The following is a 23,895-nucleotide window of genomic DNA, read 5'->3' on the forward strand; positions in this document are numbered from 1 at the left end:
CTACGGGAAGTCGCCACGTGTCGCTCACCATCGGAATCGTCGGTCTGCCGAATGTCGGCAAGTCGACGCTCTTCAACGCCCTGACCAAGAACGACGTGCTCGCGGCCAACTACCCGTTCGCCACGATCGAGCCCAACGTCGGCGTGGTCGGCGTCCCCGACCCCCGCCTCGACACGCTCGCCGGCATCTTCCACTCGGCCCGCGTCCTGCCCGCCACCGTCGACTTCGTCGATATCGCCGGCATCGTCCGCGGCGCCTCCGTGGGCGAGGGCCTGGGCAACAAGTTCCTCGCGAACATCCGCGAGTCCGACGCGATCTGCCAGGTCATCCGGGCCTTCAAGGACGAGAACGTCGTCCACGTCGACGGCAAGGTCTCGCCCAAGGACGACATCGAGACCATCAACACCGAGCTGATCCTCGCCGACCTCCAGTCCGTCGAGAAGGCCATCCCGCGCCTGACGAAGGAAGCCCGCCTCCAGAAGGAGAAGGTCGCGGTCCTGGCCGCCACCGAGGCCGCCCAGGCCATCCTGGCCGCCGGCGACACCCTCTTCTCCCACGGCATCACCAAGGACACCGAACAGGGCGCCCTCCTCCACGAGCTGCACCTGCTCACCACCAAGCCCTTCCTCTACGTCTTCAACGTCGACGAGGACGAGCTGACCGACGAGGCCTTCAAGGACGAGCAGCGCGCCCTGGTCGCCCCCGCCGAAGCGATCTTCCTCAACGCCAAGCTCGAATGCGACCTGGCCGAACTGGACGACGCGGAAGCCCTCGAACTCCTCCAGTCCGTCGGCCAGCAGGAACCCGGCCTGTCCACCCTCGCCCGCGTCGGCTTCGAGACCCTCGGCCTCCAGACCTACCTCACCGCCGGCCCGAAGGAATCCCGCGCCTGGACCATCAAGCGCGGCGCCACCGCCCCCGAGGCCGCCGGCGTCATCCACACCGACTTCCAAAAAGGCTTCATCAAGGCCGAGGTCATCTCCTTCGCCGACCTGGTCGCCACCGGCTCCGTGGCCGAGGCCCGCGCCAAGGGCAAGGCCCGCATGGAGGGCAAGGACTACGTGATGCAGGACGGCGACGTGGTGGAGTTCCGCTTCAACGTGTGAGTGATTACATGGAGGCGGCCTGACCTGCGAGGAAGCGACTTGTGCTGCCGTGCGGTCCCCAGCGGTCCGCAGAATTTCGGATGCACCTGACGTCCTGGGTGCGGATCGCCGCTTGGTGAGGCCGCCTACCTGCCGGGCAACCGGCTGTGCGAGGGCGCGATGGACGGCTGGCGACGGTCCGGCAGCTGTTGGCGGCGCCCTATGTTGCTAACATGGATGTTCGTGACATGTATGTTAGTAGTGCGCGCTGAGGTGCGGAGGTCTGTCCATGGTGGATTTCGTCGGTCGCCAGCATGAGCTGGCCACGCTGGCGACCGAGTTGCAGAAGGTCGCCGCGCGGGTCGGGGGCGAGCGGCCGGGGCGGTGTGTGATGTTGCGCGGACGGCGGCGGGTAGGAAAGTCGCGGCTGGTCGAGCGGTTCGTGGAGCGCTCCGGAGCCCCGTTCTTGTTCTACGCGGCCACCGGTTCGTCTCCTGGGGATGATCTGGCACGGCTGGCCCGCGACGCCCAGGCGTCGACGCTGCCATTGGCGCACCTGGTTGCCGCCGCACGGCCCGAGAACTGGGACGCCGCGTTCGATGTGCTGGCGGCGGCGCTGCCCGCCGACCGGGCGAGCGTGCTGGTCATCGACGAGGTGCCCTACCTGATGGATGCCGACGGCGCCTTCGAGGGGATGCTGCAGCGAGCCTGGGACAGGGCACTGGAGGCAAAGCCGGTGCTGCTGGTCCTCATCGGCTCGGATCTGTCGATGATGGAGGCACTGAACAGCTATGGTCGGCCCTTCCATCAGCGCGGCCGCGAGATGGTGCTCGGGCCGCTGAACCCCGCCGACGTGGGGCGGATGCTGGGGTTGGATCCGGCGCAAGCCTTCGACGCAGCGCTGGTCACCGGTGGGCTGCCGCTGATCTGCGCGGAATGGCCGCATGGCGCGGGGCTGTGGGACTTCCTCGGCGACGAGCTGGACGATCCGGTCTCCGCCCTGCTGGTGTCGGCAGAGCGCTCTCTTGCCGCCGAGTTCCCGCCGCAGGCTCAAGCCCGTGCGGTGCTGACGGCGATCGGCAGTGGCGAGCGGACCTTCACCAATATCGCCCGCGCGGCCGGCGGAATCGGGGCCACGCCGCTGCAGCGCGCGCTGGAGTTGCTCACGGACAAGCGGATCGTGGCAGCAGAGCTGCCCGTTTCGCTGCGCCCCTCGAAGGACCGCCGCTACCGGGTGACCGATCCCTACCTGCGATTCTGGTTGCACCTGCTGGGCCCCTACATGGGGGAGATCGAGCGCGGGCGGGGCGATCTGACCCTGGCGCGGATCAGGGAGAGCTGGACGAGTTGGCGCGGCCGGGCCGTCGAGCCGCTCGTCCGCGAGGCGATCGCCCGGATCCTGCCCGACGACCGGCTGCCCGCAGCTCCTGCGGTCGGTGGCTACTGGACCCGTACCAATGATGTCGAGATCGACATCGTCGGGGCGGACCGCGCCCCCATCGCCAAGGAGCTGCTCTTCGTCGGCTCCATCAAGTGGCTGGAGCAGTCGCCCTTCGACCGGCACGACCTGGCCGCCCTCCATCGACACCGGGCTGCCCTCACCAACGAACCTGTCGCGGTCGTGGCGGTCTCGCGCAGCGGGGTCGACTCTCCGGGGCTCGACGCGGCCTACAGCCCCGGCGATCTGCTGGCCGCCTGGCCGCTGTGAGCGGGGATCGCAGGCGAGGCGAGGCAGGCCGGCATGCACGGGTGCGTACAAGCAGTCCGCAAACGGTCCGCAGGACACTCGAAAGCGACCGGCACACGCAAACGCCTGCCAACGCCGTAACGCCTGGTCACGGCCATGATCGGCGCTCCGCCGCAGGTCAGGTCCGGCCCGGATACGTTCCGCTTCAACGTGCAGGCACCTCGTTGCTTTATGTGAGGTGCGGCAAGCGTGCAGGTCGGAAGGGGTCGAGCTCTGGCGAGTCCGGCCCCTCCTGTATTCCCGTGCTGACTTGGTGTTGACCCGAGGATGCTTTGCGACAGGTGCCCGTGGGTGTTTGAGTGACTAGGCGGGCGCAGAGTGTTACTTTCACTGGGCGCTTGATATCCTGCGTCCAATGAAAGTGTCACCAAGTCTGCTCCCCATCCTCCGGTCTCGTATGCAGGGCGAGCTCCTCGCCTTGGCGCTCCTGCACCCGGACCGCGAGTACAGCATCGCGGAGCTCGCGGCCGAGGTCGGCGTGACGCCCACCGCTGTCCTGCGGGAGGTTGACCGGTTGGTCGGCGGTGGCATCCTGACCGATCGGCGCGTGGGGCGCAGTCGCCTCGTCAAGGCCCGCACGGATACTCCGCTGTACCGTCCGCTGAGTGAGCTCATGTCCGTCTCCTTCGGCCCTGTGTCCGTGCTCACCGATGCGCTCGCCGGACTCGAAGGCGTGGAGCGCGCCTATATCCATGGCTCGTGGGCCGCTAGGTACAACGGTGAGCCGGGGCTGCCGCCTGCTGATGTGGATGTCCTCGTTGTGGGTGCCCCGGATGCCGACGCGCTCTTCGACCTGGCCGAGGAGGCTTCACGGCGCTTGCGCCGTGAAGTCAACGTTCATCGGGTCTCCGTCGAGGCGTGGGGGGCCCCTACGGGCGATCCGTTCCTCACCAGCGTTCGCGAACGTCCGCTGGTACAGCTGAACCTTGACGTGGAGGTGGAGTGACGCGCTGGAATCAGGGGCGGTCGACGGTTGACGCGCTCATCGCCGGCGGCGGACTTGAACGAGTCCCCGCTTCCATGGAGTCCGCCGAAGCGGAACTGGTTCGGGCGCGCACCCATGTCGGCTCCGCGCGGCAGTTGGCGGCCACAGACCCGGAGGGTGCGTACACGCTGGCCTATGACGCCGCGCGCAGAGCGCTGGCCGCGGTATTGCAGAACCAGGGGCTGCGTGCGACCAGTCGTGGTGGTCATACCGTCATCTATGAGGCCGTGCGGGCGCAGCTCGACCCGCCCCTCGGGTCCATGCGGCGTCCTTTCAACCGCATGCGAGCCCCGGCGCAACGAAGTCGAGTACCGGTCGTCGGAGGCCCCCGCTGTGATGCCGGAGGAGGTTGCGGGCGACTTGGCGAAGGTGGAGGCGCTCATCGAGCTCGCGGAGAAGGCGATTCCGAACATGCCGCGTTACTGAAGCCCTGATCTGCCGACTCGGTCGCGGGGTGGGAGAGCTGTCGCGTGCGTTCCGCTGCAACGTGTGGCGGGTGCCGGCCGGTTGGCCGTCCGGGACGTTCCCGGACGGCCGACCGGACGGATCACACCGGCCTAGCTGGTGAAATAGCCGGCTGCGTCGGCGATGAAGTGGGCTGTGCCGGCGCTGTGGTTGAAGAAGAGGATCTTTCGGTCGATCAGGCGGGTGGTGACGAGGTTGGGGATCGTCTGCCCCGCCTTCCAGTTGATGTTGGAGGCTGTCGGCAGGGTGGTGCCGTGCGGGTAGACGGACACGAAGCCGCCGGTCCTGGGCTGGGTGACGGTGACGTTCAGGACCGTGCCGGTGGCGTTGGCGGGGACGGCCGTTCCGGCGGCGAGGTCGAGTTCCCGGGTCCCCATGGCCGGGACGGCGCCGGTGGTACGGGTGTCCATCAGGCGGGTGGGAGCGATCGGGTGGAAGTACGCTCCCGACGGGTGTGTCGCGTAGTAGCCGGAGATGTCCGCGACGAGGTGAACGGTGCCGGAACTGTTGTTGTAGAAGGCGACCTTGCCGTCAGCGCCCACGGGCACGACCACGTGGTTGGCGATCGTCGTTCCGGCGGTCCAGTTGAGGCTCGATGCGATCGGCCGGTCGTCGCCGTCGGGGTAGACGGTGAGCACGCCCGAGGCGGTCGGCGCGGTTGCCGTGACGTTCAGCACCACGGCGTCCACCACGGCGCCCCCGCCGATTCCGCTGACGGGGTAGCCGTCGTTCTCGGGCAGTCCCGCACGCCCGTCGACCTGGAGGTGGACGGTGCCGTGCGCGGGTACGGCCGTGGTGGTCGCCACGCCGTTCGCGGCGCGGGTGTCGAGCAGCCGGGCCGGGCTGACCGGGTTGAACGTCGCGCCGAAGGTGTCACCGGTGTAGTACCCGGTGACGTCGGCGATCAGGTGCACCGTGCCGCCGCTGTTGTCGTACAGGTCGAGCTTGCCGCCCGCGCCCAGCGGGACGACGACCTGGTTCGGGATCGTCTGGCCGGGCGCCCAGTTCAGGTTGGAGGCGGTGGGGCGCGGCTTGCCGTCCGGGTAGACGGTGAGGACGCCGGAGGCCGTGGGCTGGGTGGCCGTCACGTTGAGGACGACGGCGGTCGCCCCGGCCGGGATGGGCTTGCCGGCGGGCAGCGTCAGGCGCAGCGTGCCGCCGTGCGCCACCGGCGTCCGGGTGGCCACGCCGATCGCGTTGCGGGTGTCCAGCACGCGGGTCGGGGTGGTGGCGTGGAAGGTCGCCCCGGGATGCGCGCCGGCGCATGCGGGCGCCCCTGACACGTTGCTGGTGGAGAGCGGCTGCTGCTCCCAGAAGTAGTCGGTCTCCCCGGAGCCGGGGTAGTAGCCGAAGCCGATGCTCGCGTCGCCGGTGGCCTTGAAGCCGCCGCCAAGGGTGATCCGGGCGGTCAGGGTGCGGTCGTACGCCGTGCCTTTGGCCCACCCCAGGTCGACGGTGTACGCGTTGACGCCGGCCACTCCGAGGCCGACCTGGTGCCATGTGCCGGTTGCGGAGTCGAGCACGTCGAGTTCCGCGTCGCAGGTGCTCGGGCCTTGATCGCGCCCCACGCCCTGCCCCTGCCACAGGAAGAAACTGGCCGTCCCCAGGTGCCAGTCCGCCTGGTTGGCGGTGGTCATGTGGACGGTGAACTGCCGGGCCCGCCCGTCCGCGGGAATCGCGGTCGGAAGGTCCTGGAGGGTCGTGGTCAGCCCCAGTGGAGCGACGTTCACGCCGGCTTGGGCGATCCAGGCGCCGGGCTGGCCGTCCGGCGACCGCTGCGGCGTCAGGAACGCGCTGAAACCCGTTTCGAACGGCTCGGTCTTCGTCCCGGTCGCCAGCCGCCGGGCACGCAGCTGGTAGACGGTGTCGGCGTGCGGGGCGAGATCGAGCGCGGCGCCGGTGACGTCGATGGACGCCAGGTACTGCGGGTCGTTCGCCCACGACGACATCTGCGACCACTGGACCTGCGGGTCCGTCCACGCCCCGCCCGTACCGGTCCGGACCTGGAACTGGAGCTGCTGCTCGTCGCTGCTCGAGAAAGCGTTGAAGACCAGGTGGTCCTTGCTGTCGGCGACGCCGTTCGGGTTCTTGGCGTGGAGCGTCCACACCCCCCAGTCACCGCCGACCTCCAGGCCCTGCGGGCCGTCGATGGTGACGTACTTGCCGTAGTCCTCGATCGGTACGTCCGCGGACGCCGTGCCGGCCGTGCCCAGCAGCAGCGTGGCGGCGAGCACCGACGCAGCCGCCAGGGCCGCCTTCAGGCGGTTCATCCCCATACTCCCCCCTCATGAACAATCTTCGAACACCGAAAAGACGTTCGGAACGGCACACCCTAGCCCGACCCGCGGACACGGCCTCCGTGGCGCCGGGGCGGCGTCAGCTCGGTGCATCCACCGGTTCGGACCGTGACGACTGACGACCTTCTCGGACGTGCCGCACCGCTCGCCGCGCACTGGGGGCCCGCGGACCTCGTACGGGCGTGGCGGCCCTGACAGCCGGGCGGCCCTGACGGACGCGGAGTCCGGGATCTGCCGCGGCGTGGGTAATCTGGGGGAGCCCCCCGCGCGGGAGCACCGTCGGCGATGCGCTCTGAGCAGGTCGGACTTCCCTGGCCGGTGCGGAACTGGAGTGCCCCGGGCGATGTCTAGGTCCGTGTGGGGTAGGAGGGCACGCATACAGGGGTAGGGGAGCACCGTGATACGAGCGAACAAGATCATCAGTGTGGCCGCGCTGGTGGCAGCGATAGCGGCGGGTGTGTCCGGCTGCGGTGGCAAGTCGTCCTCCGCCGGGTCCGGATCGGCTGCCGGTCCTGCCGGGACGAAGGCCGGCTCCGGTCCCGCGTCGACGCCGTCGCCGAAGAGTTCCACGACGCCTCAGCGGCCGAAGATGCTGCTCGACACCATCCAACCCCAGAGCGGTACGACCGTGGGCGTGGCGATGCCGATCTCCGTCACCTTCAGCAAGGCGGTGGCCGTCTCGGCCCGCGCGGACATCGAGAAGCACTTGAAACTGACCACCTCGACCCCGGTGACCGGGGCCTGGCACTGGTTCGGTTCCCAGCGGGTGGACTTCCGCCCCAAGGCGTACTGGCCCTCCGGGACGAAGGTGAGCCTCGACGCGGAACTCACCGGGGTGGGCGACGGGCACGGACGCTACGGGATCCGCTCCTACCTGCACTCCTTCACCGTCGGCTCGGACGACGAGGTGCACGTCTACGCGGACCAGCACCTGATGAAGGTGTATCGCGACGGCACGGTGACCAAGACTTTCCCGATCGACGCCGGCAGCCCGAAGTTCCCCTCGTGGACCGGGACGATGGCCGTCATAGGCAAGTCCCGTGAAGTGCTCATGGACTCGTGCAGCGTCCACATCGCCTGCAGCAAGAGCGATCCGAACTATTACCACGGCAAGTACCCGTTCGCCGTGGAACTCACGACCTCCGGCACGTACGTGCACTACTCCGACGGCGACCCGCAGCCGGGCCACAGCGTCGGCTCGCACGGTTGCGTCCACCTGTCGATGGCCAACGCCAAGTGGTTCTACGCCTTCGCCCGCCAGGGAGACCCCGTCACCATCACCGGCTCCGCCAGCCCCGCCGCCGCAGCGGACAACGGGTACGCCGACTACGACGTGACCAACTGGAGCAGCTGGATCTCCCCTGACGCCAGCGGACTCGGCCAGCTCACCACCCCGACGACCACCTGAGGGCCCCGTCCGCTCCAGCCGAGCCACCAGGGCATGTCGCCCACGCGGCGAAGCGCCGTCCCGGGCGGCGGGCGCCTCCGAAGCTCGACCGGGGTCTGCTCCGTACGGACCGGGTGGTCACTCAGCCGCGGTCGGGCGGAGCGAGCTTCTGCAGGTCGAGGTTGATGTCGAAGGGCACCGGGCGGTGGAGGGAGTCCCTGAAGATGCCAACGGGCACGTAGGTGGCGGTCGGCTCGTCGAGCTCATAGACGTGGACGACGGGCGCTCCGCCCTCGTCCTCGATGCGCCAGTAGTGCGGGATGCCGGCCTCCCCGTATTTGTGGAGCTTCACCGTGCGGTCCCGGTGGGCGGACTCGGGAGAGACCACCTCGACGGCGAGTCGTACCTCATCCGGTGCGAACCAGGTGCGGTCACCGTCGAAGTCGGCTGTCGTCACCAGCAGATCCGGCTCGGGCCGATTGCGTTGATCGAGTTTGATGGTCATCTCCCGCCCGACTCTTACGCCGGCCGGCGCCTGCTCCATGAGAGCCACGGTGAGCATCGTGACGAGATGGCCGTGCCACCACCGCTGTGGGGACATCATGAATACGAGGGCCCCGTCGATCAGCTCGGTGTGGCGCGGCGCTTCCGGGAGGCGGTCCAGGTCGTCCGCGAACCAGCCTTCCGCGCGGGGCGGGCGCATCCAGTCGGGCAGTGCGGTCATGGCTCAACCGTAGCGACTCGGGGAAGTCCGGGCCACGAGATGGCTGACGACGGAGGCACCCTCTGTCCCCGCCGGTCGGGTACGTGGCCGGCGACGATGGCGCCCTGTTCGATGCCGGCCGGGACCGCGAAGGTTGCCTCACCTATCGACAGGTGTCAACATAGAAGCATGTCGAATTCACGGACGGTCGAGCTGCCGGTCCTCCGGGACGAACCGGCGGTGCCGTGCTGTCCGCCGATCACCGCGGGTGAGCTGTCGGTGGCCGACGCGGAGAAGATGGCCGGCATGTTCAAGGCCCTGTCGGACCCGGTGCGGCTGCGGCTGTTCTCGAAGATCGCCTCGCACCCGGGCGGCGAGGCGTGCGTGTGCGACATCCAGGACGTCGGCGTGTCCCAGCCGACCGTCTCCCACCACCTGAAGAAGCTCCGCGAGGCCGGTCTGCTGACCTCCGAACGGCGCGGCACCTGGGTCTACTACACGGTGGCGCCCTCGGTGGTCGCCGGGATGTCGGCCATGCTCGACGTACGTCAGTAGCCGTCCGGGGGGGCCTGCCGGTCGATCCGACCGGCAGGTCCCTGCCGCGTCGGCTGCCGCGCTACGCCCGCCCCGGGTCCGCCTGCCCGACGGGGAACCGCCTGCGCCAGGCGAGGGCGACGTGGACCAGGCCGATGAGGACCGGCACCTCGATGAGGGGGCCGACGACGCCGGACAGGGCCTGGCCTGAGGTGACGCCGAAGGTCGCGATGGCGACCGCGATGGCCAGCTCGAAGTTGTTGCCGGCCGCGGTGAAGGCCAGCGTGGCGGTGCGCTCGTAAGGCAGACCGAGGCTCTTGCCGAGGGCGAACGTGCCGAAGAACATGAGCGCGAAGTACGCGAGCAGCGGCAGGGCGATACGGGCGACGTCGCCGGGCTGGCGGGTGATCGTCCTCCCCTGGAGGGCGAAGAGGACGACGATCGTGAACAGCAGCCCGTACAGCGCCCACGGGCCGATCCTCGGCAGGAACCCGGCCTCGTACGCCTCCCGGCCCATCGTCCGCTCGCCGACGCGGCGGGTCAGGAAGCCGGCCAGCAGCGGCACGCCGAGGAAGACGGCGACGTTGAGAGCGATCTTCCACACCGGCACGTCCAGGCCCTGTCCGTCGCCCAGGCCCAGCCACCGGGGCAGGCCGTCGAGGTAGAGCCAGCCCAGCAGGCTGAAGGCGAGGACCTGGAAGACGGAGTTCAGCGCCACCAGTACGGCGGCGGCCTCGCGGTCGCCGCAGGCGAGGTCGTTCCAAATGATGACCATGGCGATGCAGCGGGCCAGGCCGACGATGATCAGGCCGGTGCGGTAGGCGGGCAGGTCCGGCAGGAAGACCCACGCCAGGGTGAACATCACCGCGGGCCCCACGAGCCAGTTGACGACCAGGGACGAGACCATCAGCCTGCGGTCGCCGGTGACGCGGTCCAGGTGGTCGTAGCGGACCTTGGCCAGCACCGGATACATCATCACCAGCAGTCCGACGGCGATCGGCAACGAGACCCCGCCGATCTCGACCTTCGCCAGGGCGCTGTTCAGCCCGGGGATCACCCGGCCCAGACCGATGCCGGCGCCCATGGCGACGAGGATCCAGACGGCCAGGTAGCGGTCCAGGGTGGAGAGCCGTCCCACCACGGAGCCGTCAGCGGCGGGCGCGGCGGAAGCGGCGGCGGCAGGCGCGGTGGCGGCGGTGGCCGGTTCGGCGGAGGTCACGGGCAGGACCTCTTGTTCTGCCCGGCGGCGACCGCGGAGGCGGCGAGCTCGGCGAACTGCTCCGACAGGCCGGCCAGGACCTCGGCCTTGAGCCTGTAGTAGGTGAACCGGCCGCAGGGCTCGGTCTCCACCAGGCCGGCTTCCCGCAGCACCTTCATGTGGTTGGACAGGTTGGTCTGCTTGGCCCCGGTCTCCTCGACCAGGTGCGTCGTGCACAGCGTCTCGCGGGCCAGGAGGGTCACGATCCGCAGCCGGAGCGGATCGCCCAGCACCCGGATCACATCAGCATCGACTGAAGTCAGCATGCGCTGATATTGTCACATCATTGTCCACTGATACCAGTGACCGCCGGTGCCGCTGCCGGTTGGCGCCGCCCCCGAGACGAGAGAGCCCTCATGCCCGAGACCCCCGGCGGCAAGCCGTCCGTCCTGTTCGTCTGCGTCCACAACGCCGGCCGCTCGCAGATGGCCGCCGCCTGGCTGACCCACCTGGCCGGCGACCGCGTCGAGGTCCGCTCGGCCGGCTCAGCCCCCGGCGATGCCGTCAACCCCGCCGCTGTCGAGGCCATGAAGGAGGTCGGCGTCGACATCTCCGCCGAGACCCCCAAGGTCCTCACCGTCGAGGCCGTCCAGGCCTCCGACGTCTGCATCACCATGGGCTGCGGCGACGCCTGCCCGGTCTTCCCCGGCAAGCGGTACCTCGACTGGAAGCTCGACGACCCCGCCGGGCAGGGCGTCGAGGCGGTACGGCCGATCCGTGACGAGATCAAGGTGCTCGTCGAGGGCCTGATCGCCGAGATCGCCCCGCGGTGAGCCGTCCGGGTGACGTGGCCGGCTGAAGCGTGGCCGCCGGGCGAGCCGGTCCGCCGTGCGCGGGGTTTGGTGCTTTCGTCTGGGCGGTGGAACGCGACGGCCGGGGCCTGCCGTCCGGACCTCCGTCGTGCGAGGGTCGAGGAGGACCGTGGTGGCTGGAAAGGCCAAGGAAGATCGGGCACCGCTGGGCGTGCAGCTCCTCCGGGGGCAGAAAGCCCTGGTGACGGGGGCGAGTTCCGGTATCGGAAAGGCGACCGCCATCGCCCTGGGCCGGGCCGGGGCCGACGTCGTGGTCAACTACGTGTCCGGTGCCGACCAGGCAGCGCAAGTCGTGGAGCGGATCGAGGCGTTCGGGGTCAGCGCCTACGCCCACGAGGCCGACGTGTCCGACGAGGACCAGGTCGTGGCGATGGTGGCCCGCGCCGTCCGGGAGTTCGGCACCCTCGACATCATGGTGGCCAACGCGGGCCTCCAACGGGACGCCGCGGTCACCGACATGTCCCTCGCCCAGTGGCAGAAGGTCATCGACGTCAACCTCACCGGGCAGTTCCTGTGCGCGCGCGAGGCCGCCAAGGAGTTCCTGCGCCGCGGTGTCGTCCCCGAGGTGTCCCGGGCCGCCGGGAAGATCATCTGCATGAGCTCGGTCCACCAGGTCATCCCCTGGGCGGGCCACGTCAACTACGCCTCCTCCAAGGGCGGTGTGGGCATGCTGATGCAGACCCTCGCCCAGGAGCTGGCACCGCACCGCGTCCGGGTGAACGCGATCGCCCCCGGCGCGATCCGCACCCCCATCAACAGGGCCGCCTGGGAGACCCCGCAGGCCGAGGCGGACCTGCTCAAGCTGATCCCGTACGGCCGCGTGGGCGACCCGGAGGACATCGCCGACGCCGTGGTCGCGATGGCCTCCGACCTTTTCGACTACGTCGTCGGCACCACCCTCTACGTCGACGGCGGCATGACGCTCTTCCCCGGGTTCGCCACCGGCGGCTGAAGGCCGACCGCCTGTTGCGCGCGAAGGGTGCACCGTGACCACAGACCAGGTGTTGATCGGCACGGGCCTGCTCGTCGTCCTCGCCGTCGGGTCGCAGCTCCTGGCCGGCCGGCTGCGGATCCCGGCTCTCATCGTCCTGCTTCCCGTCGGCTTCGCCGCGGGCGCCCTGATCGGCGACGTCGACCCGCAGCGGCTGCTCGGCGCGGCCTTCTCCCCGCTGGTGTCGCTCGCCGTCGCGGTGATCCTCTACGACGCGGGCCTCGGCCTGGACCTGGGGAGGCTGAAAGGCCACAACCGCCGGGTCGTCACCCGGCTGCTGGGAGTCGTACGCCGGTCCCGCTCGCGCCCGCTGCTGGTCGGCGGCGCTCCCTGGGCCGTCGCTCTCGGCTCGGCGCTGAAATCCACCGGCATGGAGGTCCTGATGTGGGCCGGGCACGAACAGGAGCGCCACCGCATCCGGCAGGCGGGAATCGAGCTGGCCGCCGGCGAGATGCCGGCCACGGCGACCGGCGGCGGCGCCGAGCTGGAAGGCACCACGGGGGTGTACCTCCTCACCGACGAGGACGACTTCAACGCCCTGGCGACGGCGATCCTGCGCGGCGGCGTGGAGGGACCGGTCCACCGGGTCGGTGCGGCCGCCGGCAGCCACGGCGTGGTGGCGCCGTACATCGGCGGCGAGATCCTTTTCGGCACCCGGCTGACGGGCCCCGACCTCGCCCGCAGGCACCGGGACGGCGGCACCGTGGTGGCACGTAGCGCCGACCGCCCGATCCCCCCCGACAGCGACCTGCTGTTCGTCGTCCGCAGCGGTGACCGCCTCGTACCGGTCACCGAGGGCAGCACGCCCGCGCCCGAACCGGGAGACACCTTGGTCCTGCTCGTTCCGGCCCAGGACGGCCGGCCCTCCAGGAGGGTCGGGTGACCACCGCGGGCCCCGAGCCCGGGAACAAGGCGCCGGCGGCCGCCCCGGACCCGGTCGCGCTCGTCCGCAGCCGCGGATACGCAGCGCTGCTGCTGATCGCGGCGGTCCTCGGCGTCCCGATCTCGGTGACGGCCTTCGGCTTCCTCGCGCTCGTCCACGAGCTCAATGTGCTGACCTACACCGACCTGCCCAAGGCACTGGGCTTCCACGGCACGCCGGACTGGTGGCCGGTGCCCCTGCTCGCCGTGGCCGGGCTCCTCGTGGGGCCGATCATCCGGTATCTCCCCGGCGAGGGCGGACACGAACCGGCCCGCGGCTTCGTGGCGTCGGGTCCGACCCCGACCGCGAACCTGCCCGGGGTGGCGCTCGCCGCGCTGGCCTCGCTCGGCCTCGGGGCGGTCGTCGGGCCGGAGGCGCCCCTCATCGCCGTCGGCAGCGGGCTGGCGGTGGCCGCCCTGCGACTGACCCGGAAGCGGTTCCCGCCGCAGGTGGTCGCCGTCGTCGGTTCCTCCGGGAGCTTCGCCGCGATCAGCACCCTGCTCGGCTCGCCCCTGCTCGGCGCGTTCCTGCTCATGGAGATGTCGGGCCTGGGGGGCCCGATGCTCGGCGTCGTCCTTGTGCCCGGCCTGCTCGCCTCCGGCATCGGCGCGCTCATCTTCACCGGCATGGGCTCGTGGACGGGCCTGGGCACCTACTCGCTGGCCCTGCCGGACGTCCCCCACGCCGCCGCACCGGACGCCGCCGCATTCGGCTGGGCCGTGCTGATCGGGGTGGCCGCGGCCCTGCTCGGCGCCGGGATCCGGTGGCTCGCCCTGCGACTGCTGAAGCTGGTCGTACCGCGACGCCTCCCGGCCACGGTGCTCGCCGGCGCCGCCGTCGGTGCGATCGCCCTGCTCTACGCGCGGTGGACCGGCCACGCGGCCTCGGGAGTCCTCTACTCGGGGCAGAGCGCGCTCGGCCCCCTCCTCGCCACGAGCGCGCAGTATTCGGTCGGTGCCCTGGTGGTGCTCCTCGCGTGCAAGGCGGTGGCCTACTGCGCGTCGATGTCCGCCTTCCGCGGCGGCCCGATCTTCCCGGCCATGTTCGTCGGCGCCGCCGGCGGCATCGCGCTGTCCCACCTGCCCGGACTCGGGGTGACCGCCGGGCTCGCCATGGGAGTGGGCGCGATGTCCGTCGCGATGCTCCGCTTCCCCCTGGTCTCGGTGCTGCTGGCCACGCTGCTCCTGGGCAAGGAGGGGCTCACCGTCATGCCGTTGGTGATCGTGGCCGTCGTGGTCTCCTACGTCCTCACCCTGAGGCTGCCCGCCGTACAGCACTCACCGGGGCAGCCGCCCGGCCCGCCTGGGGAAGGCTGACGCGGGGAAGGCCGCGGCGTGGGCCGTCAGCGGGACTGGTCGGCGGCGCGCTCGGCCTGCTTGTCCTTGATGCGGACGGCCTCCTTGCGGACCTCGGCCTGGGTGGCGCGCTCCCGCTGGAGCCACTCGGGGCTCTCCCGCTTGAGCGCGTCGATCTGCTCGGTGGTGAGCGCCTCGGTGACGCCGCCGCGGGCGAGCCCCGCGATGGACACGCCCAGCCGCGCCGCGACGACCGGGCGGGGGTGCGGGCCTTCGCGCCGCAGGTCCTGCAGCCACTGGGGAGGGTCGGCCTGCAGCGCGTTCAGCTCGCTGCGGGAGACGACACCCTCCTGGAATTCCGCGGGGGTGGCCTGGAGGTACACACCCAGCTTCTTGGCCGCGGTAGCGGGCTTCATCGTCTGGGTGGTCTTCTGCGACGTCATACCGTCAAGGGTAACGAGCGCGTGCGACGCCCCCGACCATCGCCGATAGCCTTGCGGGGTGACAGGCTCGCAAGATTCCCCCGCTTTCCGGCTCGCCTACGTACCGGGTGTGACGCCCGCCAAGTGGGTGCGGATCTGGCACGAGCGCTTCCCCGGCACCCCCCTCGACCTCCTCCCGGTGCCGGCCGCGGAAGCCGCCGACCTGTTGCGCGCCCGCGGCGCGGACGCCGGTTTCGTACGGCTGCCGGTCGATCGGACCGCCCTGAGCGCGATCCCGCTCTACACCGAGACGACGGTGGTCGTGGCCCCCAAGGACCACCTGGTGGCGGCCGTGGAGGAGGTGTCAGCGGCGGACCTGGCCGACGAGGTCGTGCTGCACCCGCTGGACGACACCCTCGGCTGGGAGCGGCCGCCCGGCACCCCGGCCCGCGAGCGCCCCGCCACCACGGTCGACGCGATCGAGCTGGTGGCGGCCGGCGTGGGCCTGCTGGCGGTCCCGCAGTCGCTGGCCCGCCTGCACCACCGCAGGGACCTCACCTACCGCCCGCTGACCGACGCCCCGCAGTCGCAGGTGGCCCTGTCCTGGCCGGAGGAGGCGACCACCGACCAGGTGGACGACTTCATCGGCATCGTCCGCGGCCGCACCCCCAACAGCACCCGCGGCCGCTCGGCCCAGGCGCAACCCGAACCGCAGCAGAAGGCCAAGCCCAAGCCCAAGCCGAGGTCCCAGGGCAGGCCGGGGCCCGCCAAGAAGGCGGCGAAGGGCGGCAAGCCGCGCCGCCGCTCGTAGGGCCGGTCACTTCCCGGCCGGGAAGAGCACCTCGGCCACGTGGTGCGTGTCGGCGTACTCGCGGATCGAGGTGATCCGGCCGTCGCGGACGACGAAGACCCCGAGGCAGCGGTTGCTGTAGGCCGCCCCCGCCGCCGTCGTGCCGTTCGAGGTCCACTCGGCGACGACCTGCTCGCCGTCCGCGACGACGTTGGTCAGGGCGATGACCAGGGGGGCGCCGGGCATCAGGCGGGCGCCCATGCCGCCGAGGAAGTCCTCGACGATGGCGTCGCGGCCCTTCCATACGCCCGAGATGGGCAGGCTGCCGGGGTAGTCCCAGGTGGCGTCGGGGGCGAAGCTGTCGCGGACGACGTCGAGGTCGCCGTCGCGTACGGCCTCGACGTAGCGGATGACGACGGCCTTCGGGGGGAGGGGCGCGGTGGTCACGGCGTAACTCCTTCTGCTGTGCTGTTGCTCTGCGTCCTGGCTGTGACCAGCCAATACCGTCGGCCGCGCCACGGTCCAACAGCTTCTGGACGGCTTTGACAACCGCCGGTTGTCGCCGCTCGTGGCCGACGGTGCGCGCGATGCGGAACGGCCCGGACAGGGCGCGTGCGAGGATGGCCGGCGGAGGGTCGGAGTGGGCGGTGCGGGAGGGCGGAAGGCCCGGGACGTGACGGCGGACGGCCGGCGGCTGCTCGGCGCCGCGCGGGCGCTGCTCGACGATCACCAGCGCGCTGTCGCCGCCGTACGCGCGGCACTTGACCCGATCGTCGACGAACTGGCCGCCCGTGAGCTGGAGTCGATCCCGGCCGCCCGCCTGAAGGACGTCACCCAGGGCCGGTTGCGGCTCGGCGCGATCGAGGCGGCCGGCTTCGGCTCGGTGCGGCAGGTGCTGGACGCCGGGCGGTACGGGCTGCGGCAGATCCCCGGCGTCGGGCCGCAGACGGCGGACCAGGCCTACGCGGCGGCCCGGCAGATCGCGGAGGCGGTCGCCGAGACGGTGGCGGTACGCATCGACGTCGAGCACCCCGAGCCGCGGACCACCGCACTGGTCGTGGCACTGCACCGGCTCGCCGTGGCCGGACCCGAGGCGGACAGGGCCGTCGAGGCGGCCCGGCAGGCCGAGGCGGAGCTGGCCCCGCTGCTGGAGCGGGCAGCCGAGGCCGGCGGGTGGCCGCGCCGGTGGTTCGCGGGCCGGGAGCGGCGGGAGCGGGCGCGGGCCGCGGTCGAGGCGGTGGCGGACCTGTGCGCGCGGGCGGACAAGCGCGGGACACCGCTGCTGCTCGGGCAGGCGTCCGTCGACCTGCTGCGCGAACCGGCCGGCGAGGCCGAGGCGTGGGTCGACTTCGAGGTGCGGTCGGCCGACTACTACAGCCTGCTGGCCGAACTGTCGGGCGGCGCCCCCGACGTGGCCGCCGCCGAGGGCTTCCTGCCGGCCGACGTGGTCGGGCGGGTACGCGCCCAGCCGCTCGACGGCACCCACCGCCGGGTGTCGCTGCGCGGCTACCAGGCCTTCGGCGCGCGCTTCGCGCTGGCGCAGCGCCGGGTGCTGCTCGGCGACGAGATGGGGCTCGGCAAGACGATCCAGGCGATCGCCGCGCTGGCGCACCTGGCCGCGCGGGGCGGCACGCACTTCCTGGTGGTGTGCCCGGCGGGCGTCCTGGTCAACTGGACCCGGGAGATCGGCGCCCGCAGCACGCTGCGGGCGGTGCCGCTGCACGGCCCCGAGCGGGGGGACGCCTTCGCCCAGTGGCGGGCCGACGGCGGTGTGGGCGTGACCACTTACGACGCCCTGCGCGGATTCGCCGCCCCCGAGGGCGGCCCGCGGGTGGCCATGCTGGTGGTGGACGAGGCGCACTACGTGAAGAACCCGGAGGCCAGGAGGTCGCTCGCGGTGGCCGAGTGGTCCGCGCGCTGCGAGCGGGTGCTGTTCATGACGGGCACCCCGATGGAGAACCGGGTGGCCGAATTCCGCAGCCTGGTGGCGCACCTGCAGCCCGGGCTGCTGGAGCGGCCGGGCGCCGCCGAGGGAGCGGGCGCGGCCGGGTCGCAGGCCTTCCGGCGGGCGGTGGCACCGGCGTACCTGCGGCGCAACCAGCACGACGTGCTCGCGGAACTGCCCGCGCTGGTGCACACCGACGAGTGGACGGAATTCAGCGCGACCGACCAGGACGCCTACCGCACGGCGGTGCTCGCGGGGAATTTCATGGCCATGCGCAGGGCCGGCTACGCGGACCGGGAGAAGTCCGCGAAGCTGCGGCGGTTGCGCGAGATCGTCGCCGACGCGGCGGCCGACGGCCTGAAGGTCGTCGTCTTCTCGTACTTCCGCGACGTGCTCGGCACGGTCGCGGACGCCCTCGGCCCCGGCGTGCTCGGGCCGCTCACCGGATCGGTGGCGCCGGTCCGGCGGCAGCAACTCGTGGACGACTTCACCGCGTCGGGCGGCCACGCGGTGCTGCTCGCCCAGATCGAGGCGGGCGGTGTCGGGCTCAACCTCCAGGCGGCCTCGGTGGTGATCCTGTGCGAGCCGCAGGTCAAACCCACCGTCGAGCACCAGGCGGTGGCCCGCGCCCACCGGATGGGGCAGGTGCGCGCGGTGCGGGTGCACCGGCTGCTCAGCACGACGGGCGTGGACGAGCGGCTGCTGGCGATCCTGCGGGACAAGTCGCGGCTGTTCGACGCGTACGCCCGCCGCAGCGACGTGGCGGAGGCGGCGCCCGACGCCGTCGACGTCTCCGACCTCTCGCTGGCCCGGCGGATCGTCGAGGAGGAGCAGAGCAGGCTCGCCGGCGGGAGCAGTTGACGGCGGGGGACACGAGACGGCGGGACCGCTTGACGGTGGGGCCGGTTGACGACCGGGACGGGGGCAGGGCGCGGGGGACGGGCGCTACGTCCGCGCCGCGCGGGCGTGGCGGCAGGCGCCGGCGTACGCGCGAACGAGCGGGTTCGCGCTGCCGCGGTGCCAGGCCAGGGCGAATCGGCTCGGGGAGATGCCGCGCACCAGCCGGGTCGTGACGCCGCCCAGCGTGATCAGCGGGGCGTTGCCCGCCGCGAGCAGGACCACGCCGAGGCCCGCGACCAGCGCCTCGTACGTCTCCTCCGTACTGGCGACCTCCGCGCCGATCCGCGCCGGGCGGCCCGCCCTGGCGTCGGTGGCCAGCCAGTAGTCCCGCAGCGGGCCCGCGGCGGCCGGCAGCGCCAGGAAGGGCTCGTCCAGCAGGTCGGCGAAGTCCACGCTCTCCCGGGCCGCGAGCGGGTGCCGGTCCGGGAGGGCGACGAGCCGCGGCTCCTCGGCGACCACCAGCACGTCGTAGCGCTCCTGGTCGGGCAGCGGCAGCCAGACGTACGCCACGTCGCTCGTGCCGTCCGCGAGCCCCGCCGTGGGGTCGTCCCAGCTCACCTGCCGCAGCCGCAGGATCGCCTCGGGGTGCGCGGCGGTGAAGCGCGAGCGGACCGCGGGCAGCAGCCCGCCGCGGCCCGGGCTGGTGCTCATCCCCACCATCAGGGTGCTGACCTGCGCCGCCTTCGCGCTGCCGACGGCCGCCCACGCCCGGTCCCACTCGGCCAGCACCCGCTGCGCGTGCGGCAGCAGGGCCGTACCGACCGCGGTCAGCGCGACGCCCTGCCGGTCCCGGTCGAACAGCGCCGCGCCCACCTGCCTTTCCAGCGCCCGGATCTGCTTGCTCAGCGCGGGCTGCGACACGAAGAGCCGCTCCGCCGCGCGGGTGAAGTGCAACTCCTCGGCGACGGCGACGAAATAGCGCAGGTCCCGACCGTGAACGTCCATAACCATCGGCTATCACGGCGGGTCTTGGACGGGCAAGCGGGATTCCCGGCAGGGTGGACACCAGGACAGCGGGACACGCGAAACGGGAGCTGACGATGAACAAGGTGTGGCTGGTCACCGGTGCGAACAGCGGTTTCGGGCGGGCGATCACCGAGGCGGCGGTGGCCGCGGGCGATGTCGTGGTCGGCGCCGCGCGCCGGGTCGCCGCCCTCGACGACCTCGTCGCCGCGCATCCCGACCAGGTGGAGGCGCTGGCGCTCGACGTCACCGACACCGCCGGGATCGACACGGCGGTCGCCGACGTGCTCGCCCGGCACGGCCGGATCGACGTCCTGGTCAACAACGCGGGCCGCAGCCACGTGGGTGCCTTCGAGGAGACCGGCGACGCGGAGCTGCGCGAGCTGTTCGAGGTCCACGTCTTCGGCCCGGCGGCGCTCGTACGGGCGGTCCTGCCGTCGATGCGGGCCCGCAGGTCGGGGGCCATCGTCCAGATGAGCAGCATGGGCGGCCAGATGTCCTTCGCGGGCTTCTCCGCCTACAGCGGCACCAAATTCGCCCTGGAGGGCATGACGGAGGCGCTGGCGTCGGAGGTGAACCCGCTCGGCATCAGGACGCTGATCGTGGAGCCCGGCGCCTTCCGCACCTCCCTGATGGGCAAGGCCACCCTGAGCCCCGAACTCCCCGACTACGAGGCCACGGTGGGCGGCACCCGGGCGATGGCCGCGAGCGTCGACGGCAGGCAGCCGGGCGACCCGGCCAAGGCCGCGGCCCTCATCCTGGCCGCCCTGGAGGCCGACACCACGCCCCTGCGCCTGCCCCTCGGCGAGGACGGCGTCGACGCGGTCCTCGGCCACCTCGACCAGGTCCGCGACGACGTCACCCGCTGGGAGAAGCGGACGCGGGCGACGGGCTTCGACGCGTAAGCGCCCCCGGTGCGCGCCGGATCGACCGGTGGCCCGGGTCCTGGGGACGTCCCCAGGACCCGGGCCACCGGTGTGCGAGCGGTCAGGAGAGGCCGCGGTGGAGCGCCGAGATCAACTCGCCGTCAGCGGTGTCACCGTCGAGCGACCAGACCATCGCGCCGCCCAGGTGGGCATCGCGGATGTAGGCCGTCTTCGCCGCGAGCACCTGCGGGTCGTCGTAGGTCCAGAAGTTCGTCCCGTCGTAGAGCCAGGCGAAGCCGTTCCGGGTGTCGCGGTGCACCGTGTACGTGCCGGAGGCGGCCAGCGCCTTCAGTGCGTGGTAGTCCTCGTTGCCGGCCTGCCAGGTGGCCGGGGCCGGGCCGGTGGAGGGCTGGAAGAGGCCGGCGGTGCCGCCGTCGGGGACACCGGTCCAGCCCTGGCCGTAGAAGGGCACGCCGAGGACGAGCCGGCAGGCCGGGGCGCCGCGGTGCAGCCAGTCGCCGACCGCCTGGGTGTCGCTGAAGTCGTTCGGCACCGGCGAGTTGCGCGGCGCGCGCAGCGCGGACTGCTGGTTGGTGCCGGACTCGTAGGGGCCGTGGAAGTCGTAGCCCTGGACGGTGCCGAAGTCCAGGTACTTGAAGATCTTCTTCACCTCGAACCCGGCGTCGATCTTCGCCGGCGCGGCCGGCAGGAAGGCGCTGAGGTCGTAGTGCCGGTGGGTGGTGTGCCGCCCGTAGTCGTCCAGCTGCCTGCGGAACTCCGCCGCCAGCGCGGTGAAGTCCTGCTTGTCCTCGGGCCGGTAGACGGTGTCGGTGTCGCCGGAGGAGCCCGGCCACTCCCAGTCGATGTCGATGCCGTCGAAGAGGCCGGCCGCCGAGCCGGGGCCGCCCTTGCCGTCGAGCAGCGGGAGGTTGCCCTTGATGAAGATGTCCAGGCAGGAGGAGACGAGTGCCGCGCGGGAGGCGGGAGTTCGCGCCGCGTCGGAGAAGTGCGTCGACCAGCCCCAGCCGCCGATCGAGATCAGCACCTTCAACTTGGGGTTCTTGGCCTTGAGTTCGCGCAGCTGGTTGAAGTTGCCGGCCAGCGGCTGCTCCGCGGTGTCCGCGGTGCCGTCGACGGAGGTCGCGGCGTCGACCGGGCGCTGGTAGTCGGCCCAGGCGTCGCCCTCGCCCGCGACGTTCGCCTCGAAGCACTTGCCGTCGGCGCCGATGTTGGCGAACGCGTAGTTGAGGTGGGTGAGTTTGCCGGCGGTGCCCGAGGTCTGGACGTTCTTCACCTGGTAGTTGCGGGCGTAGATGCCCCACTGGGTGAAGTAACCGACGCTCTTGTAGGAGGATTCGGCGGGGGACTGCCCGCCATGGGCCTGCGCGGTGCTGCCGCCGGTGAGGGCGGGCAGGACGGCGACCAGCGAGAGTGTGGCGGCCGTGGCGGCCATACGGCCGAGAATTCTTCGACGCATGGCGCAGAAAGTATTGGTCTGGACCAATAGCGGTCAAGGGGAACGGCGTAACCCGTTCCGCCGTTCACCCCGGCGACCCGGTTCCGCCACCGCCTTGCCGCCCGCCTCCGCGGGTGTTCGCGCGGACCGTAAACTCCCCGCGTGGACATACCCCCGCCGCCTCCGCCGCCGCCGTCGCCCGACGGTGTGCCGCAGCCTGGCCAGCCGCCTTACCAGGGACCGCCGTCGTACGGACAGCCGCAGTATCCGGAGCCCACCTACGCGGAGCCGTCCTACGGGCAGCCGCCGAACCCGTACACGCAGCCGCCGCAGCAGCCCCCGCAGGACAACCCCTACGCCGCCCCCGGACCGTACGGCCCGCCGTACCCCGGTGCGCCGCAGCAGCCCGCGTACGGCTATCCGCCGCCGGCCGGCTCCGTCGGCTACCCCGGCCGGCAGGGCTGGTACGCGCAAGGGGAGCGGACCACCAACGGCATGTCCATCGCCGCCCTGGTCGTCGGCATCCTGCCCTGCATACCCTTCCTCGGCCTGATCTTCGGCCTGGTGGGGCTCAAGCAGGTCAAGCGGAGCGGTGAGCGCGGCAAGGGCATGGCGGTCGCCGGCATCACCCTCTCCAGCCTGTGGACGCTCGGGCTCGCCGCGATCATCGCGCTCGCCGCGGCCGGCGTGCTGGACGACGGCAACACCCAGGTCGTGGACCTCAAGGCCGGCCAGTGCTTCAACACGGTCGACGCGAAGCTGTCCGACTTCGGCACCGACAACGACACGCGCTCCCGCACGGTGGACGTCGTGGACTGCGCCGACGCGCACGACGCCGAGGCCTTCGCGGTCTACGAGATCCAGGCCGGCTCCGGCGACCCGTATCCCGGGGTGGACAACGTCACCGAGGACGCGCAGAGCAACTGCGTGAAATACGCCCGCACGTATCTCGACGGCAAGGTGCCGCCGTCGACGGACAAGCTGTACTTCTACCTGCCCGCGGCTGAGAACTGGGCCCAGAGCGAGCGGTCGGTGGTCTGCTTCTTCGGCTCGCCCGGCGGCCGGGTGACCGGCTCGGTGAAGACCGGTGGGAGCCAGGCCGGCGACTCCGGCGGCTCGGGCGATTCCGGCGGCTCCGGCGGGTCCGACGACTCCGGGGATTCCGGCGGCTCGAACGTCGGAGTGTGAGCGCGGCCGGGGTGTGAGCGGAGCGTGACGCTCGGGGGTGGGCTTGCGGTCGAGTACCCAGGGTTGCGAAGCTGTCGCGGACAGTCAACCCCTTGGGAGGGGCAACCCGTGGCATTCGGTGAGCAGCCTGCGTATCTGCGCGTGGCCGACGATCTGCGCCGCAAGATCCTCGACGGCACGCTCCCCCCGCACGCCCGGCTCCCGTCGCAGGCCAGAATCCGCACGGAATACGGCGTCTCGGACACCGTCGCGCTCGAAGCGCGCAAGGTGCTGATGGCGGAGGGCTTCGTGGAGGGCCGCTCGGGCTCCGGTACGTACGTCCGCGAGCGCCCGCTGCCCCGGCGGATCGTGCGCAGCGGCTACCGTCCGGCGGGGCCGTCCACGCCCTACCGGCAGGAGCAGGCCGACGAGGGCAGCAAGGGCACCTGGGAGTCGCGCAGCGTGCAGGACGCGGCGACGCTGGACGTGGCCGAGCGGCTGCGGATCGAGCCGGGGGAGCGGGTGATGCGCACCCACTACCTCTTCCGCACCGAGGGCGAGCCGACGCTGCTGTCCACCTCGTGGGAGCCGCTGGCGCTCACCGGGCGCACGCCTGTGCTGCTGCCCGAGGAGGGACCGGTCGGCGGGCAGGGCGTGGTGGCCAGGATGGCGGCCATCGACGTGACGGTGGACCATATGGCCGAGGAGGTCGGCGCCCGGCCGGGCCTGGCCGCCGAGACCGCCGCGCTCGGCGGGGTGCCCGGCCACCTGGTCATCGAGATCCGGCGCACGTACTACGCCTCCGGCCGTCCGGTGGAGACCGCCGACGTCGTCATCCCCGCGGAGAGATACCGGGCGGTCTACCACCTGCCCGTCAGGTGAGCTGACGGCCGGTCGACTTCTGG

At 71.7% G+C, this 23,895-nt stretch carries 22 protein-coding genes; 14 read left to right on the top strand and 8 right to left on the bottom strand.

Translation table 11 applies throughout. From position 1 onward, the window contains the following. Positions 1-17 precede the first annotated feature (17 nt). The 3 genes from ychF to BUE44_RS01990 all read left to right on the top strand — a co-directional run bounded on the left by ychF (position 18) and on the right by BUE44_RS01990 (position 3,778). On the top strand, positions 18-1,106 hold the full coding sequence (gene ychF / locus BUE44_RS01980; protein WP_073492909.1) for a redox-regulated ATPase YchF: 1,089 nt from the start codon (positions 18-20) through the stop codon (positions 1,104-1,106). Positions 1,107-1,374: 268 nt separating this feature from the next. Beyond that, complete coding sequence (locus BUE44_RS01985; protein WP_073492911.1) at positions 1,375-2,793, top strand: ATP-binding protein; 1,419 nt, start codon at positions 1,375-1,377, stop codon at positions 2,791-2,793. 436 nt (positions 2,794-3,229) lie between these two features. Beyond that, positions 3,230-3,778, top strand: coding sequence for a winged helix-turn-helix domain-containing protein (locus BUE44_RS01990; protein ID WP_235001862.1), 549 nt, complete (start codon positions 3,230-3,232; stop codon positions 3,776-3,778). A 596-nt stretch (positions 3,779-4,374) separates the two neighbouring features. Here BUE44_RS01990 and BUE44_RS02000 read toward each other — a convergent pair. Then, positions 4,375-6,552, bottom strand: a complete 2,178-nt coding sequence (locus BUE44_RS02000; protein ID WP_143172456.1) for a hypothetical protein — start codon at positions 6,550-6,552, stop codon at positions 4,375-4,377. A gap of 424 nt (positions 6,553-6,976) precedes the next feature. On the opposite strand from BUE44_RS02000, the gene BUE44_RS02005 reads away from it, so the two are divergent. Beyond that, complete coding sequence (locus BUE44_RS02005) at positions 6,977-7,987, top strand: L,D-transpeptidase (RefSeq protein WP_073492918.1); 1,011 nt, start codon at positions 6,977-6,979, stop codon at positions 7,985-7,987. Between the two features lie 121 nt (positions 7,988-8,108). On the opposite strand, the gene BUE44_RS02010 is transcribed toward BUE44_RS02005, so the two are convergent. Next, a complete protein-coding gene (locus tag BUE44_RS02010) occupies positions 8,109-8,690 on the bottom strand; it encodes a Uma2 family endonuclease (protein WP_073492920.1) in 582 nt (193 codons plus the stop codon). Between the two features lie 168 nt (positions 8,691-8,858). On the opposite strand from BUE44_RS02010, the gene BUE44_RS02015 reads away from it, so the two are divergent. Next, complete coding sequence (locus tag BUE44_RS02015) at positions 8,859-9,224, top strand: ArsR/SmtB family transcription factor (protein ID WP_073492922.1); 366 nt, start codon at positions 8,859-8,861, stop codon at positions 9,222-9,224. Between the two features lie 61 nt (positions 9,225-9,285). Here BUE44_RS02015 and arsB read toward each other — a convergent pair whose 3' ends face one another. Further along, positions 9,286-10,422, bottom strand: coding sequence for an ACR3 family arsenite efflux transporter (arsB, locus tag BUE44_RS02020; protein WP_073492924.1), 1,137 nt, complete (start codon positions 10,420-10,422; stop codon positions 9,286-9,288). Continuing rightward, positions 10,419-10,727 (bottom strand): ArsR/SmtB family transcription factor, encoded by a 309-nt coding sequence (locus BUE44_RS02025; RefSeq protein WP_073492927.1) that lies wholly within the window; start codon positions 10,725-10,727, stop codon positions 10,419-10,421. The genes arsB and BUE44_RS02025 overlap by 4 nt, the downstream gene beginning before the upstream one ends. A 90-nt stretch (positions 10,728-10,817) precedes the next feature. Between BUE44_RS02025 and BUE44_RS02030 the strand changes: the two genes are divergently transcribed. The 4 genes from BUE44_RS02030 (at position 10,818) to BUE44_RS02045 (ending at position 14,502) form a co-directional block, all read left to right on the top strand. Then, positions 10,818-11,234 carry an arsenate reductase ArsC gene (locus tag BUE44_RS02030; protein ID WP_073492929.1) on the top strand — a complete coding sequence of 139 codons (417 nt, stop codon included), beginning with the start codon at positions 10,818-10,820 and terminating at the stop codon, positions 11,232-11,234. Between the two features lie 151 nt (positions 11,235-11,385). Continuing rightward, positions 11,386-12,225, top strand: coding sequence for an SDR family oxidoreductase (locus BUE44_RS02035; protein WP_073492931.1), 840 nt, complete (start codon positions 11,386-11,388; stop codon positions 12,223-12,225). Positions 12,226-12,259: 34 nt separating this feature from the next. Then, positions 12,260-13,147 (top strand): hypothetical protein, encoded by an 888-nt coding sequence (locus tag BUE44_RS02040; RefSeq protein WP_073492933.1) that lies wholly within the window; start codon positions 12,260-12,262, stop codon positions 13,145-13,147. Then, complete coding sequence (locus BUE44_RS02045; RefSeq protein ID WP_073492935.1) at positions 13,144-14,502, top strand: chloride channel protein; 1,359 nt, start codon at positions 13,144-13,146, stop codon at positions 14,500-14,502. The genes BUE44_RS02040 and BUE44_RS02045 overlap by 4 nt, the downstream gene beginning before the upstream one ends. A 26-nt stretch (positions 14,503-14,528) precedes the next feature. Here BUE44_RS02045 and BUE44_RS02050 read toward each other — a convergent pair whose 3' ends face one another. Then, on the bottom strand, positions 14,529-14,924 hold the full coding sequence (locus BUE44_RS02050; RefSeq protein ID WP_073492937.1) for a DUF5997 family protein: 396 nt from the start codon (positions 14,922-14,924) through the stop codon (positions 14,529-14,531). Positions 14,925-14,982: 58 nt separating this feature from the next. Here BUE44_RS02050 and BUE44_RS02055 point away from each other — a divergent pair, with 58 nt between their 5' ends. Then, positions 14,983-15,714 (top strand): LysR substrate-binding domain-containing protein, encoded by a 732-nt coding sequence (locus BUE44_RS02055; RefSeq protein WP_073492940.1) that lies wholly within the window; start codon positions 14,983-14,985, stop codon positions 15,712-15,714. A 6-nt stretch (positions 15,715-15,720) separates the two neighbouring features. On the opposite strand, the gene BUE44_RS02060 is transcribed toward BUE44_RS02055, so the two are convergent. After that, the gene (locus BUE44_RS02060; RefSeq protein WP_073492943.1) at positions 15,721-16,140 is read right to left on the bottom strand and encodes a nuclear transport factor 2 family protein; all 420 of its coding nucleotides are present in this window, start codon (positions 16,138-16,140) and stop codon (positions 15,721-15,723) included. Between the two features lie 226 nt (positions 16,141-16,366). Between BUE44_RS02060 and BUE44_RS02065 the strand changes: the two genes are divergently transcribed. Next, positions 16,367-18,499, top strand: a complete 2,133-nt coding sequence (locus tag BUE44_RS02065; protein ID WP_073492945.1) for a DEAD/DEAH box helicase — start codon at positions 16,367-16,369, stop codon at positions 18,497-18,499. An 84-nt stretch (positions 18,500-18,583) separates the two neighbouring features. Here BUE44_RS02065 and BUE44_RS02070 read toward each other — a convergent pair whose 3' ends face one another. Beyond that, the gene (locus BUE44_RS02070; protein ID WP_073492947.1) at positions 18,584-19,489 is read right to left on the bottom strand and encodes a LysR family transcriptional regulator; all 906 of its coding nucleotides are present in this window, start codon (positions 19,487-19,489) and stop codon (positions 18,584-18,586) included. Between the two features lie 89 nt (positions 19,490-19,578). Here BUE44_RS02070 and BUE44_RS02075 point away from each other — a divergent pair, with 89 nt between their 5' ends. Continuing rightward, positions 19,579-20,406 (top strand): oxidoreductase, encoded by an 828-nt coding sequence (locus BUE44_RS02075; protein WP_073492949.1) that lies wholly within the window; start codon positions 19,579-19,581, stop codon positions 20,404-20,406. Positions 20,407-20,488: 82 nt separating this feature from the next. Here the strand turns inward: BUE44_RS02075 and BUE44_RS02080 are convergent, their stop codons facing one another. Further along, positions 20,489-21,844 (bottom strand): glycoside hydrolase family 18 protein, encoded by a 1,356-nt coding sequence (locus BUE44_RS02080; protein WP_073492951.1) that lies wholly within the window; start codon positions 21,842-21,844, stop codon positions 20,489-20,491. A gap of 141 nt (positions 21,845-21,985) precedes the next feature. On the opposite strand from BUE44_RS02080, the gene BUE44_RS02085 reads away from it, so the two are divergent. Together BUE44_RS02085 and BUE44_RS02090 are read left to right on the top strand one after the other, a co-directional pair. Beyond that, positions 21,986-23,011: a DUF4190 domain-containing protein gene (locus BUE44_RS02085; protein WP_073492953.1), complete on the top strand. Its 1,026-nt coding sequence runs from the start codon at positions 21,986-21,988 to the stop codon at positions 23,009-23,011. A gap of 108 nt (positions 23,012-23,119) precedes the next feature. Further along, positions 23,120-23,872, top strand: coding sequence for a GntR family transcriptional regulator (locus BUE44_RS02090; protein ID WP_073492956.1), 753 nt, complete (start codon positions 23,120-23,122; stop codon positions 23,870-23,872). Positions 23,873-23,895 lie beyond the last annotated feature (23 nt).

The organism is Actinacidiphila paucisporea (assembly GCF_900142575.1).
In the GTDB taxonomy this organism is placed as follows: domain Bacteria; phylum Actinomycetota; class Actinomycetes; order Streptomycetales; family Streptomycetaceae; genus Actinacidiphila; species Actinacidiphila paucisporea.

Bases quoted from the DNA above. Each gene is read 5' to 3' on its own strand.
- BUE44_RS01990 (WP_235001862.1), top strand. From the start codon at position 3,230: ATGCAGGGCGAGCTCCTCGCCTTGGCGCTCCTGCACCCGGACCGCGAG.
- BUE44_RS02015 (WP_073492922.1), top strand. From the start codon at position 8,859: ATGTCGAATTCACGGACGGTCGAGCTGCCGGTCCTCCGGGACGAACCG.
- BUE44_RS02050 (WP_073492937.1), bottom strand. From the start codon at position 14,924: ATGACGTCGCAGAAGACCACCCAGACGATGAAGCCCGCTACCGCGGCC.
- BUE44_RS02080 (WP_073492951.1), bottom strand. From the start codon at position 21,844: ATGCGTCGAAGAATTCTCGGCCGTATGGCCGCCACGGCCGCCACACTC.
- BUE44_RS02030 (WP_073492929.1), top strand. From the start codon at position 10,818: ATGCCCGAGACCCCCGGCGGCAAGCCGTCCGTCCTGTTCGTCTGCGTC.
- BUE44_RS02075 (WP_073492949.1), top strand. From the start codon at position 19,579: ATGAACAAGGTGTGGCTGGTCACCGGTGCGAACAGCGGTTTCGGGCGG.
- BUE44_RS02070 (WP_073492947.1), bottom strand. From the start codon at position 19,489: ATGGTTATGGACGTTCACGGTCGGGACCTGCGCTATTTCGTCGCCGTC.
- BUE44_RS02000 (WP_143172456.1), bottom strand. From the start codon at position 6,552: ATGAACCGCCTGAAGGCGGCCCTGGCGGCTGCGTCGGTGCTCGCCGCC.
- BUE44_RS01985 (WP_073492911.1), top strand. From the start codon at position 1,375: ATGGTGGATTTCGTCGGTCGCCAGCATGAGCTGGCCACGCTGGCGACC.
- BUE44_RS02010 (WP_073492920.1), bottom strand. From the start codon at position 8,690: ATGACCGCACTGCCCGACTGGATGCGCCCGCCCCGCGCGGAAGGCTGG.
- BUE44_RS02025 (WP_073492927.1), bottom strand. From the start codon at position 10,727: ATGCTGACTTCAGTCGATGCTGATGTGATCCGGGTGCTGGGCGATCCG.